Origin of the sequence: Motilimonas eburnea (assembly GCF_021295345.1) — a bacterium.
Lineage (GTDB): Bacteria > Pseudomonadota > Gammaproteobacteria > Enterobacterales > CBDFNC01 > Motilimonas > Motilimonas eburnea.
Map to the genome: position 1 here is coordinate 172,742 of NZ_JAIMJB010000007.1, position 12,483 is coordinate 185,224.

Annotated in this window: 8 protein-coding genes and 6 tRNA genes; 5 read left to right on the plus strand and 9 right to left on the minus strand. The window is 45.3% G+C overall.

The genetic code is table 11. From position 1 onward, the window contains the following. Nucleotides 1–23: 23 nt before the first annotated feature. A complete protein-coding gene (locus K6Y21_RS09105) occupies nt 24–2,936 on the minus strand; it encodes an EAL domain-containing protein (RefSeq protein ID WP_233071521.1) in 2,913 nt (970 codons plus the stop codon). A gap of 29 nt (nt 2,937–2,965) precedes the next feature. After that, nucleotides 2,966–5,023 carry a glycogen debranching protein GlgX gene (glgX, locus tag K6Y21_RS09110; RefSeq protein ID WP_233071522.1) on the minus strand — a complete coding sequence of 686 codons (2,058 nt, stop codon included), beginning with the start codon at nt 5,021–5,023 and terminating at the stop codon, nt 2,966–2,968. 264 nt (nt 5,024–5,287) lie between these two features. Here glgX and K6Y21_RS09115 point away from each other — a divergent pair, with 264 nt between their 5' ends. Beyond that, nucleotides 5,288–5,944 (plus strand): HAD family hydrolase, encoded by a 657-nt coding sequence (locus K6Y21_RS09115; protein ID WP_233071523.1) that lies wholly within the window; start codon nt 5,288–5,290, stop codon nt 5,942–5,944. A 309-nt stretch (nt 5,945–6,253) separates the two neighbouring features. Here K6Y21_RS09115 and K6Y21_RS09120 read toward each other — a convergent pair. The 6 genes from K6Y21_RS09120 to K6Y21_RS09145 all read right to left on the minus strand — a co-directional run bounded on the left by K6Y21_RS09120 (nt 6,254) and on the right by K6Y21_RS09145 (nt 7,634). Then, a tRNA-Pro gene (locus tag K6Y21_RS09120) sits at nt 6,254–6,330 on the minus strand. Nucleotides 6,331–6,876: 546 nt separating this feature from the next. Then, a tRNA-His gene (locus tag K6Y21_RS09125) sits at nt 6,877–6,952 on the minus strand. Nucleotides 6,953–7,079: 127 nt separating this feature from the next. After that, nucleotides 7,080–7,156 (minus strand) — tRNA-Pro (locus tag K6Y21_RS09130). 169 nt (nt 7,157–7,325) lie between these two features. After that, nucleotides 7,326–7,410 (minus strand) — tRNA-Leu (locus K6Y21_RS09135). Nucleotides 7,411–7,432: 22 nt separating this feature from the next. Continuing rightward, nucleotides 7,433–7,508, minus strand: a tRNA-His gene (locus tag K6Y21_RS09140). Between the two features lie 49 nt (nt 7,509–7,557). Beyond that, nucleotides 7,558–7,634, minus strand: a tRNA-Arg gene (locus K6Y21_RS09145). 218 nt (nt 7,635–7,852) lie between these two features. On the opposite strand from K6Y21_RS09145, the gene folD reads away from it, so the two are divergent. Then, nucleotides 7,853–8,704 (plus strand): bifunctional methylenetetrahydrofolate dehydrogenase/methenyltetrahydrofolate cyclohydrolase FolD, encoded by an 852-nt coding sequence (gene folD / locus K6Y21_RS09150; RefSeq protein ID WP_233071524.1) that lies wholly within the window; start codon nt 7,853–7,855, stop codon nt 8,702–8,704. Between the two features lie 77 nt (nt 8,705–8,781). On the opposite strand, the gene cysS is transcribed toward folD, so the two are convergent. Beyond that, nucleotides 8,782–10,158 (minus strand): cysteine--tRNA ligase, encoded by a 1,377-nt coding sequence (gene cysS, locus K6Y21_RS09155; protein WP_233071525.1) that lies wholly within the window; start codon nt 10,156–10,158, stop codon nt 8,782–8,784. A 180-nt stretch (nt 10,159–10,338) separates the two neighbouring features. On the opposite strand from cysS, the gene K6Y21_RS09160 reads away from it, so the two are divergent. From K6Y21_RS09160 to K6Y21_RS09170, 3 genes are all read left to right on the plus strand, one after another. After that, the gene (locus K6Y21_RS09160; protein ID WP_233071526.1) at nt 10,339–10,833 is read left to right on the plus strand and encodes a peptidylprolyl isomerase; all 495 of its coding nucleotides are present in this window, start codon (nt 10,339–10,341) and stop codon (nt 10,831–10,833) included. Between the two features lie 15 nt (nt 10,834–10,848). Continuing rightward, nucleotides 10,849–11,580, plus strand: a complete 732-nt coding sequence (lpxH, locus tag K6Y21_RS09165; protein ID WP_233071527.1) for a UDP-2,3-diacylglucosamine diphosphatase — start codon at nt 10,849–10,851, stop codon at nt 11,578–11,580. 220 nt (nt 11,581–11,800) lie between these two features. Beyond that, nucleotides 11,801–12,397 (plus strand): Yip1 family protein, encoded by a 597-nt coding sequence (locus K6Y21_RS09170; protein ID WP_233071528.1) that lies wholly within the window; start codon nt 11,801–11,803, stop codon nt 12,395–12,397. Nucleotides 12,398–12,483 lie beyond the last annotated feature (86 nt).

A 12,483-nucleotide genomic window follows, 5' to 3' on the forward strand; every position in this document is an offset into this window, starting at 1 on the left:
ATTTTTATTCACTTTTTTAGAATTTATATTGAGTTGAAAAAGCTCATTTTCAGTAACTTGTCGGCTTCGTTCGCCGCAACCGGGGCCGAAAAATAATAACCTTGTAATTGATCGCATTGACGTCCTTTTAGGAAGTCCATTTGCTCTTTGGTCTCGACCCCTTCAGCAACCACTTGTAGGCCTAAGGTATGGGCCATGGTGATGATGGTGGAGACAATTTTGGCATCATCATTGTCATGGGACAATTGCGCGACAAAGCTGCGATCAATTTTTAGGGTATGGATTGGAAAGCGTTTGAGATAACTGAGCGAGGAATACCCTGTACCAAAGTCATCAAGGGAAATATTGATGCCTTGATGACTAAATTGTTGCATGACGTTAATGGCCGATTCGACATCTTCCATTAACATACTTTCTGTGATTTCCAGCTCTAAGTTGGCCGGCTTAACCCCAGCACGGACGATACTGTCTTGGATAATCTGAGCCAATCGCGCTGACACAAACTGCTTGGGCGACAAATTGATGGCCACCTTGATCTGCTCGTAGCCCATTGCAACCCACTTGGCCGCTTGATTGGCGGCCTCAAAAATAATCCATTCACCAAGGGGGTCAATTAACCCCGTTTCTTCTGCCAAAGGAATAAAGTCGGCGGGAGGAATAAAGCCTAGCTCATCATGTTGCCAACGGATCAAGGCTTCAAATCCCGTGACTTCCCCCGTATTAGGCAGAACCTTAGGTTGGTAATACAATTGCAGCTGATTTTCGGCAATCGCAACATTGAGGGCTTTAGTGAGCTTTTTCTTGTGCTCAATCGCCAAATTCATGTCTTTATGAAAATAGCTAAAGTCTTTGCCTTGAAATTTAGCCTGCTGTAAAGCAAATTGAGCGGCGTTAAGTAACCGCTCTACATTGTCAGCATCATCAGGAAACACGGCAACGCCAAAAGTAGCACCGATACGAATAGACTCCTGTTGGGCCTGAAACGGCTCTGAAAACACCGTTTTTAGCTCAGCGAGCTTTTGTGCTAAGGCAACTTGGCCAACATGAGGGGCTAACAAAGCAAACTCATCTCCGCCTAAACGGGCCAAGGTATCTTGGGCTGATAAGCTGGCGGTTAATCCACTGACCACTTGTTTCAGCAGGGTATCCCCCACCTCCAAACCAAACTGACTGTTAATCTCTTTAAAACGATTTAAATCAATAATAATCAGTGCCACACTCTGATCTGATTTAGCGGCACTGAGTAACCGGTTTTTTAGCCTTTTTTGAAACAAGCCGCGATTGGGGACCCCCGTTAAGGGATCGCGCATCGACAGAAACTTCACTTTTTGCTCAACTTCTTTTTGCTCAGATATGTCAAAGAAAGTAATCACATGGTGACTAATTTCAGCCTGATGTTTGATCACACTGACTTTCACCCACGCAGGAAAAAGTTCGCCATTTTCTCGTTTCGACCAAATTTCCCCTTGCCAGCTTCCTTCGCTGTATAAATGATGCCATAGGGTTTTATAAAACAAAGGGGTATGATGCGATGTAAAAATACAATCAGGCTCTTTTCCTAACACTTCATCCGACGTTAACCCCGTGATCAGGGTAAAAGCAGGGTTCACCTTGATGCAACGATTGCGCTTATCTGTCACCATAATGGCTTCCGACAAGGTATCAAACACCTGACCTGTCAGCTTTAGCTCCTGCTCCAAATTGAATTTACTACTGTAATCACGAAAGACCACGACCACACCGGCGAAGTCGCCATCTTGAAGTAACTCCGTGGCCTCATACTCGATATATAACACCATACCCGTCGGCGTATCTAATTTGGCCACGGTGCGCGGCGAAGCATCACAATGGCGGTAAATAATATCGTCAATCTGTTGATTTGCTTTGCTTGCTTTATCATCAAGATCAATAAACGACAACACTTGGTTGTAAGGCTTATGTAGCAACTGAGCTGGACTCACTCTGAGTAAGGTTAACGCCGCTTTGTTGATAAAACTGATTTGCCCCTGCGTGTCGAGGCCAAACATTGCATCGGCCATGCCGTTAAGTATGGTTTGATTAAAGTCCGATAAGCGTTTGCTGGTCAACTCAGATTGCTTACGCTGCTCGATTTCAAGGGTCATTTGCTGCTGTTTAGCGGCTATCTCCTGTGCTAAGAATGTTAAGGCTTCACTTAACTGATCAAATTCCTGACTCGGGTAACGGGCTGGTTTGGCTGCAAAGTTAAAGTTAGAAAGAGCCATGGCATAATCATTTAACTGTGCAATGGGCTTGGCCAAACGTTGGCTCGTCCTAAAAGACAGCACTAGGGTATAAATAATCAATAAGGAAAGGGCAATTAAAAATGCCTGCTGCGCATTAGCCAGTTTGCCTTGAAAGTCTTCACTGCTAAGACGGATAGCCTGAGTCGCCTGTTCAACCCGTTGCTGTAACGTATTTTGCAATGCTCTGGATTGGGTTAACCAAACTTGATAGGCCGCCGTAAAAGCGTCTTGCTCTTGCTCAAGGATGGACGCTTCTTGCTGCATTAAGGTAAGCAAGCGAAAAGTACCGTCGATAAATTGCCAAATGGGTTGTTGTAAGCTCGACTCGCCCTCTTCTTGTAAAGTGTGTTGGCTTAACGCAAGTTCATGTTGCCAATTTTGTTGCTGAAAGTGTAGTCGAGATAAAGCGTAGCGGACTTCGTCAGCGGCGTATTTCTTAGCTTTAAAGTCACGGCGCAGATGCTGTAACCGTGCCTCACGGGTATTTGATTTGGCTCGCTGCAACAACATATTAATGGCATGAGAGTGATTAATTTCAACAAGGTGATAATTAACCAAGCGGTCGGCATTGGCCTTTAAATCTAAAAAATAGTAAAAGCCCACCAAAAAAATCAATGATGCGAACACCACCACTGACAAGTAGGAAAGCATTAATCGATTTCTAAATTTCATGAAACCCTCACAACCAATACCGCCCTTGGCTAGCTAATCAAGATCACTACACTACGGGGCTCGGCAATATACTTTTCCTTTACCGTTCGCTTGCTGCTACTTAGGGACGAGATGTCATGGGGAGAGGGTAAAGAAGTATCGATAAAACGCGTCCAAAAACCGCGTTTAGGGATGGGCAATTCAAACTCAAGGGGCTCCCAATAGGCATTAAAAATAGCGTACATCCCATAATCTTGACCAAACGGGGTGGTTTCAATGGCGATACTGCGTGACGCAGGCCCCCAGTCAGGTTGATTAAGCCGAGTGCCGTGCCAACGAATGTCAGAACGATGCAACACCTCATTTAGTGGCAATCGATTGGCATTCGTAAAGTCCGTCCTCGCTTGTGCAACTCGTAAATTAATCAGGGCTTTTGAAAATTCAAATAACGCTTTATTGGTTTCAAGTAGCCCCCAATCAAACCAAAAATCCTCATTGTCTTGGCAATACCCGTTATTGTTTCCCTTTTGCGTACGCCCCACTTCGTCTCCCATTTGTAGCATAGGGGTGCCCAGCGATAACAAGGTAGTGGTTAATAAGTTCTTAATCTGTCTTAACCTTAGGCTGTTAATCTCCTCATTGTCCGTTTCACCTTCTTCACCGTGGTTCCACGAGTAATTATCATTGCTTCCGTCTCGATTTTCTTCACCATTCGCCCAGTTTTGTTTTTCGTTGTAACTGACAAGATCAAGTAAGGTAAAGCCATCATGACAAGTCACAAAGTTAATGGTTTTTTCCGGCTCCAGCAGGTGATGGCCATAAATATCAGGGCTGCCAATCAAACGGTTAGCAAACTTGTTGACCATGCCTTCATCGCCCCGAATAAAACGGCGAACGTCATCTCTAAACTGACCGTTCCATTCCCGCCAGCGTTGCCCAGCTAGGTTACCTACCTGATATAGGCCACCGGCATCCCAAGCTTCTGCTATCAACTTAGTCGACGATAGGGCCGGATCCGTGTCTATGCTGTAAAGGGTGGGAGGGCTAACCATGGGCATGCCTTCTTCATCACGAGACAAAATCGATGCAAGATCAAAACGAAAACCGTCAACATGCATCTCTTCAACCCAAAAATGTAAACTGTCGATAATCAAACGCCGACAAACGGAATGCGTCCCGTTAAAGGTATTACCACAACCACTAAAGTTCATATAATCTTGCTTGTTATTCGACAAGATATAATAGTTTTCATTATCAAAACCACGAAAACACAAAGTAGGCCCGCCTACGCCCCCTTCTGCGGTATGGTTATAAACCACATCCAAAATAACTTCGATATCAGCCTTGTGCATGGCCTTAACCATGTCGCGAAATTCATTAAGTGGACCTAACAACGACTGATCAGAGCTATATCCGCGATGCGGTGCGAAAAAGGAGATAGGGCTATAACCCCAATAGTTGGATAAGCCTGCATGATGTTCGTTCTCATCAAATTGATAAACCGGCAACAGTTCTACCGCCGTCACACCAAGCTCTTTGAGGTAAGGTATTTTTTCAATTAACCCAGCATACGTGCCCTTTTTATCCTCACTCACTCCCGAGCTAGGGTGACGAGTAAAGCCCGCCACATGCATCTCATAGATAACGGTTTTACTAAAACTATGGCGAGGGTGTTGATCGCCTTCCCAATCATAATCTTTGATATCGGCCACCACACTTTTCAAACAGTGTGCTTCATTACAACCAGGCTTTGCCGCTAAATGACGATCATAATTGGCTCCTTTAGCAACCAAAATACCATAAGGATCCAGCAGTATTTTCTCTTTATCAAAGGCCGTGCCTTCATAAGGACGATATGGCCCATGAACACGAAAACCATATAATTGGCCTGGTTTTACACCTTCAATAAAAATATGCCAATAATAAGCTGTCCTATTGTCCTCACTCGATAAGCGAAATACATGAGACGCTTCGGTGTCCTCTTCGTGATCAAAGAACAATAGCTCCACTTCGTAAGCTAAACGTGCATAAACACAAAAATTTGCACCGTTAGAGGTTAAAGTAACGCCAAGTTTTTCTGACCAACCAGCCTCAGTTCGAAAAAGCATGATATCTATCCCTTTTTAATGATCCCTTACCTACCCTAAGAACACCAATCAATCACTTACCATTGACTTTTTTAAGTATAAATAAATACAGGAAAAAAACAGTACTTCATCACGCATTTTCTGGCCCTTGCCAACCGCTTGATTCTGCAGGAAACGTTATACCGCTGAGAAACACCAAGGTTGAATTAATCAAGTATTCGTGCCAAGTTGAACACTTTAACGGATGGCAACGGGTGATCAAGCCCCCTAACCTGTGAGCACAAGATGGCGAACGCTTTATATGTCTTCGACTTAGATGACACCTTAATCAATGGTGACTGCGCCACGATCTGGAATGAGTTTCTGGTGGCAAAAGGGATCGTCATAGCACCAAATTTTCTTGAAGAAGACAAACGTTTAATGCACCTATATGCCATCGGCAAAATGGAGATGGACGACTACCTTAGCGTTAGCTTAGCGCCGCTGGCTAATATGCCCATTGAAACTGTAAATGGCTTAGTGACCGAGTGTGTCACTCACCGCATTCTGCCTAAACAATTCAGCCAAGCTAGTGCATTAATTGAGCAACTGCACCGCGATGATATGGACATGCTCATTATTTCCGCTAGCCCTGCTTTTTTGGTTAAACAAGTGGGCCAAGCCTTGGGCATCCCCCATGCGTTAGGTATCGACTTGGTTGAACAAAATGGCTGCTATACACCTAATATACGTGGCGTAGTCAGTTATCGCGCAGGTAAGGTAACCCGCTTAGCGCAATGGCTAGCTAGCCAAGATAAGTCCTACGCTACCATTCATTTTTACAGCGACTCCATAAACGACCTCCCCTTGTGTCAATATGCAGATTACACCTATTTGGTGAATCCATGCCCGCAACTGGCTAAACACGCCAATCAGCCTAATTGGACGGTGCTACAGTGGTGATACACGGATAGCGAGAAACGCCGGACACAGCCCCTGCTCGCTACAGAAAACGTAAAGGATATTTTAAACTTGGCCTCAGCTACACTCGTCATTATTTTAAATAGATAGTGCAAGCTGACTACGTATAGATAAATGCGAATTGAGCTTACTGATATAAGAAGAGGGCTTTAAAACCGAGGTGCCTAATATAGCAGACACAAAAAAACCGCTCATTGAGCGGCTTTTTCGTTTAATTGGTCTGTGATGAGCGCACTTTGAATTAGTGAACTACCGACCTCGAGCTTTGCATGTAAGCTAAACTTGGATAGGTGGTCGGTGATGAGAGATTCGAACTCCCGACCCTCTGGTCCCAAACCAGATGCGCTACCAGGCTGCGCTAATCACCGAACTAAAACCTTCGCTGGTATATTGTAGAGGGTCTAACCCTCTGGTCCCACTCTTTATGAGCTTCGCGACGATGCGCTACCAGGCTGCGCTAATCACCGAACTAAAACTTTCGCTGGTATATTGTAGAGGGTCGAACCCTCTGCTCCCACTCTTATGAGCTTCGCGACGATGCGCTACCAGGCTGCGCTAATCACCGAACTAAAATATTGCGCTGGTATATTGTTGAGGGTCGAACCCTCTGGTCCCACTCTTGTGAGCTTCGCGACGATGCGCTACCAGGCTGCGCTAATCACCGAACTAAAATATTGCGCTGGTATATTGTTGAGGGTCGAACCCTCTGGTCCCACTCTTTATGAGCTTCGCGACGATGCGCTACCAGGCTGCGCTAATCACCGAACTAAAATCTTGCGCTGGTATATTGTTGAGGGTCGAACCCTCTGGTCCCACTCTTATGAGCTTCGCGACGATGCGCTACCAGGCTGCGCTAATCACCGTTGTCTTTAATAACGAATTATCTGTGAGGATGGATCATTATCTAGGAAAGATGGGGCGAATGACGGGGATTGAACCCGCGACAACCGGAATCACAATCCGGGGCTCTACCAACTGAGCTACATCCGCCACTGGTTTCTTTATACTGTCGAGTATAAAAGGATTAATAACCCTTTAAAATTTGTCGGTGATTTGTGCACTTTGAATTAGTGAACTCCCGACACCAAGCTTCGCTTGAAAGCCAAACTTGAATAAGTGGTCGGTGATGAGAGATTCGAACTCCCGACCCTCTGGTCCCAAACCAGATGCGCTACCAGGCTGCGCTAATCACCGAACTAAAACTTTGCACTGGTATATTGTAAAGGGTCGTAACCCTCTGGTCCCACTCTTTATGAGCTTCGCGACGATGCGCTACCAGGCTGCGCTAATCACCGAACTAAATAATTGCTTGGAGGCTTGCTTATGGAGCAAGTTAACGCCTGTCCAACTCATTGACGTTAAATGGTGCGGAAGGAGAGACTTGAACTCTCACACCTTGCGGCACTAGAACCTAAATCTAGCGTGTCTACCAATTTCACCACTTCCGCATTGTATCTTCTTTAAAGAAGATGGGGCGAATGACGGGGATTGAACCCGCGACAACCGGAATCACAATCCGGGGCTCTACCAACTGAGCTACATCCGCCGCTATATCTTTACACTCACCATTTAAAAAGAATTTCATTCAAATTAAATGGCGCACCCTGAAGGATTCGAACCTTCGACCTACGGCTTAGAAGGCCGTTGCTCTATCCAGCTGAGCTAAGGGCGCACATTGTAAGCGCTAGGCTTTGCAACCGCTTAGTGCCTGACAACGGGGCGGGATATTACTGAGTTGAATCGAGTTGGTCAAACACTTTCTGTAAAAAATTTGCTGTTCGCTCAAATGTTGTTCGCCCTGCACAAGCCTTGTACTAATTGGCTGACAAGCTTTCTTTGTTCTGCCACAATATAAGCAGTTTTAATGACAATAAAAGAGTAGCAAAATCAATGTCTGCGCAAATAATTGACGGAACCGCCATCGCTAAACAAATAAGAACAAATGTTGCTGAAAAAGTACAACAGCGTTTAGCGCAAGGAAAAAGAGCCCCAGGATTAGCCGTTGTACTAGTTGGAATGGATCCAGCTTCTCAGGTGTATGTTGGCAGTAAACGCCGAGCCTGTGATGAGGTAGGGTTTGTCTCTAAATCATATGATCTTCCGGCCAGCACATCACAACAAGAGCTATTGTCATTAATTGATAGCTTGAATGACGATGCCGAAGTTGACGGTATCTTAGTCCAGCTACCTTTGCCTCAAGGACTTGATTCAACACAAATCATTGAACGCATCCGCCCTGATAAAGACGTTGATGGTTTCCATCCTTATAATGTAGGTCGCCTTGCTCAGCGCATTCCGCAATTACGTCCTTGCACACCAAAAGGCATCATGACGTTACTTGAAACCACCAAACAGGATCCACATGGCATGCATGCGGTCATTGTAGGCGCCTCTAACATCGTTGGTCGCCCTATGATGCTTGAGTTATTATTGGCTGGCTGTACCGTTACTTGTTGTCATCGATTCACTAAAGACTTAGAAAGTCATGTTCGCCAAGCTGATTTACTGGTTGTAGGTGTAGGCAAGCCGAACTTTATCCCTGGCGAATGGGTTAAGCAAGGCGCCACGGTGATCGATGTGGGTATAAACCGCCTTGAAAATGGCAAGCTGGTGGGTGATGTTGAATTTGAAGTGGCCAAACAACATGCTGACTTTATTACACCAGTACCGGGTGGCGTTGGTCCGATGACGGTTGCAACTTTGATTGAAAACACCTTAGAAGCCTGTGAGTCGTTTGACTAATATCAGTCTAACCAACCCAGACGAGTAACAAAAACGGAGGCCTAAGCCTCCGTTTTTTATTTAAAAGATGAATTATCTTACGCTTTACGCCAAGTGGTACCCGCCGCACTATCTTCTAACACGATATTCATCGCATTAAGCTTGTCACGTGCATCATCGGCACTAGCCCAATCTTTGGCCGCGCGGGCATCGTTACGCTGCTTGATCAAGGCTTCTATCATAGCCACTTCATCATTCGATTCACCGCCTTGCAAGAACTGCTCGGGATCTTGATAAAGTAAACCTAACACCTCTGCATACTTAACCAGCTCAGCAGCAAGGGCTTGTGCTTTATCGCTATCATTTTCTTTGGCTTTATTAATTTCTTTTGCCAATTCAAACAACACAGGCAAAGCTTCCGGCGTATTAAAGTCATCGTCCATGGCCTGTTTAAACTGCAATGCATACTCGCTGTCCACTGGCGCTTGTGATGGCGTCACACCGCGCAGCGCTGTGTATAAACGCTCAAGGGATGCCCTCGCCTGCTTTAAGTTATCTTCACTGTAATTTAACTGGCTACGATAGTGGCCAGACAGTAAGAAATAGCGCACCGACTCAGCGTCATATTCAGCAAGCACATCGCGAATGGTGAAGAAGTTATTCAGCGACTTGGACATCTTCACCTTGTCCACTTGTACCATGCCTGAGTGCATCCAAGTATTCACATACTGACCATTATGGGCACAGCAGGATTGGGCAATTTCATTTTCATGATGCGGAAAGGCTAAATCTGAACCACCGCCATGAATGTCAAACACTTCGCCTAATATTTTGTTGTTCATGGCGCTACATTCTATGTGCCAACCTGGGCGACCAGCGCCCCAAGGCGACGTCCAGCTTGGCTCACCTGGCTTAGACATCTTCCAAAGCACAAAATCAAGTGGGTTGTGTTTGCTTTGCTCGACTTCTACTCGCGCCCCCGCTTGTAACATGTCTAGGTTTTGCTGGCTTAACTTACCGTAATCGGCAAACGAGCCCACCGAGAATAAAACGTCTCCCGTTTCAGATACATAAGCATGCTCCTTGGCAATCAGCTTTTCGATCATCTCAATCACGTCATCCATATGATTGGTCACGCGCGGCTCAAAATCAGGGCGGCTAATGTTAAGGGCATCAAAATCATCGTGCATGGCTTGAGTAAAACGTGCGGTTAAGTCATCACAGCTTTCACCATTTTCATTAGCTCGCTTGATGATTTTATCGTCTACATCAGTAATGTTGCGCACGAAGGTTAAGTCATAACCGGCGTAGCGTAGGTAACGCGCCACTAAATCAAAGGCAACAAAAGTGCGACCATGGCCGATATGACAGTAATCATAAATGGTAACCCCACACACATACATGCCAACTTTGCCGGCGGTTAAAGGTTTAAATTCCTCTTTTTGACGTGTCAATGTGTTGTATATCTTGAGCATCTGTTCCTCGATACTTAATTGTGGGGGGATAAAAAGGGGCATTCTACCCCTTGCCACTGGGAAATTCACCTGTTACTGCTTAATTTACTGTCATTGCCAATCGCCGACGGTTTTCCCATCGCGTTGCTTAGGTTAGAATAGCCGCCACATTCAACTTGAAGCTAATTCCAAGGTAATATAATGATCACGTTAACAACCAACCACGGCGACATCAAAATTGAACTTGATTACGAAAATGCACCGGTGACAGCCGAAAACTTTGCGCAATACGTAAAAGAAGGCCACTACGATGGCACGATTTTTCACCGTGTAATTGATGGCTTTATGATCCAAGGCGGTGGCTTTGCATCAGGCATGGATGAAAAACAAACCCGCGCACCCATTAAAAATGAAGCAAACAACGGTTTATCAAACCAAACCGGTACCTTAGCCATGGCCCGCACGATGGATCCCCACTCTGCTTCTGCACAATTTTTTATTAATGTGAACAACAATACTTTCCTTGATTTCAAATCAGAAACCACGCAAGGCTGGGGTTACTGTGTGTTTGGTAAAGTCGTTGAAGGTATGGATGTCGTTGAGGCCATTAAAGGCGTATCTACGGGTAACTATGGCATGCATCAAGATGTACCACTCGAAGAAGTAGTGATCACCAAAGCCACTATCGCCGAATAAGCACATTACTCGATCATGGTCACTTATTTCATCGCTGATTTACATCTCACTGAAAACCGCCCTGACATTACGGCGCTGTTTTTGCGTTTTATTGCCAATGAGGCAAGAGAAGCAGATGCTTTGTATATCTTAGGTGACCTGTTTGAAATATGGTTAGGGGACGACATTCAGTCGCCCCTCACGCAATCCGTTGCAAAGGGGCTATCTGACCTCGTTGATTCAGGAGTGCCCTGTTTTTATATCCATGGTAACCGTGATTTCATGCTGGGTGAGCGCTATGCCCGACAATGTAAAATGCAAATATTACCTGAGTACAGCGTGATCCAGCTCTATGATGAGCCAGCTTTAATCTTACATGGTGATACCTTATGCACCCAAGATGAGGCTTATCAAAATTATCGAAAATGGGTTTATAAGCCTTGGCTGCGCTGGTTGTTTTTAGCCTTACCTAAGTTTGTTAGAGCGCGAATTGGCGAAAAAATACGCGCCAATAGCAAGGCGCAAAGTAAACTCAAGCAACAACACCGTAAGGAAATCATGGACGTTTGTCCTGAGCAGGTCATTGCCGACTGCCAAGAGCACAACGTAGCTTTGATGATCCATGGCCATACTCACCGCCCCGCCATACACCATTTTAATATTCAACAACAGAGCGCAACTCGCATTGTACTTGGTGACTGGTATGAGCAAGGCAGCATGCTGGTGGTCAACCCCGCCGGTAAACAGCTCATCACCCAAGATTTTTGAGTTCGCCCCGATCATTACACCGGTTATTTTTTATACTAATTTGGCTCAAGCTGAGATCCTCGACTAAAGTTAGCTCTATGTGAATGTTGCAAAAATGTAACTTTTACATTTGATCTACCTATATGGGTTATCACGTATTGCCTTGATGTTGACAAGCGCTTTACGGCGTTGAATTCAGTTATTGCAGTACGCACCGATTTACTTGCATGAGGGACGAATTATGATACTGAACCACATTTGGGGCTTATACGCTCATCCTAAAACGGAATGGCACACCATAGATCGCAACCATGAAAGCATCAGCGCGAGCTTAAGCCATATCTTACTGATCGCCTTTGTGCCCAGTGTCTGCATGTTTTACTCTACTGCATTTATTGGTTGGCGTATCGGTGTGGGTGATCCAATTTTCTTATCCACAAGCAGCGCTGCTTTGATGAGCATAGCCACTTACTTTGCATTAGTGATTGGGGTTTTTGCTTTGGCTTACTTAACTAATTGGATGAGCCGTACCTTTGGTGCTGAGCCCAACTTTATCCATGCCTTAGAATTAGCAGCCTATACCGCTACCCCCTTGTTCATGGTTGGCTTCTCTGCACTCTACCCGTCGCCATGGTTTATGATGTTAGTGGGGTTTGCTGGGTTAGCTTGGTCTATTTATTTACTCTACACGGGCGTGCCCATATTAATGCACATCCCTGAAGATCAAGGGTTTATTTTTGCCAGTTCGGTCGTTACCGTTGGCTTAGTGTTACTGGTTGGCATACTTGCCAGTACAGTGATTTTATGGTCTGTCGGCTTTGGCCCAAGCTTTATTTAGCCACGCTAACAACATCAGACAGCACCAATGATAACCACCTACTGAAGTAGGTGGTTTAGGCCTGAAAAGTAAAAGGGGTTGCTAAT

Excerpts from the sequence above, each read along its gene's own strand:
- K6Y21_RS09105 (WP_233071521.1), bottom strand. The coding sequence starts at position 2,936 with ATGAAATTTAGAAATCGATTAATGCTTTCCTACTTGTCAGTGGTGGTG.
- glgX (WP_233071522.1), bottom strand. The coding sequence starts at position 5,023 with ATGCTTTTTCGAACTGAGGCTGGTTGGTCAGAAAAACTTGGCGTTACT.
- K6Y21_RS09115 (WP_233071523.1), top strand. The coding sequence starts at position 5,288 with ATGGCGAACGCTTTATATGTCTTCGACTTAGATGACACCTTAATCAAT.
- folD (WP_233071524.1), top strand. The coding sequence starts at position 7,853 with ATGTCTGCGCAAATAATTGACGGAACCGCCATCGCTAAACAAATAAGA.
- cysS (WP_233071525.1), bottom strand. The coding sequence starts at position 10,158 with ATGCTCAAGATATACAACACATTGACACGTCAAAAAGAGGAATTTAAA.
- K6Y21_RS09160 (WP_233071526.1), top strand. The coding sequence starts at position 10,339 with ATGATCACGTTAACAACCAACCACGGCGACATCAAAATTGAACTTGAT.
- lpxH (WP_233071527.1), top strand. The coding sequence starts at position 10,849 with ATGGTCACTTATTTCATCGCTGATTTACATCTCACTGAAAACCGCCCT.
- K6Y21_RS09170 (WP_233071528.1), top strand. The coding sequence starts at position 11,801 with ATGATACTGAACCACATTTGGGGCTTATACGCTCATCCTAAAACGGAA.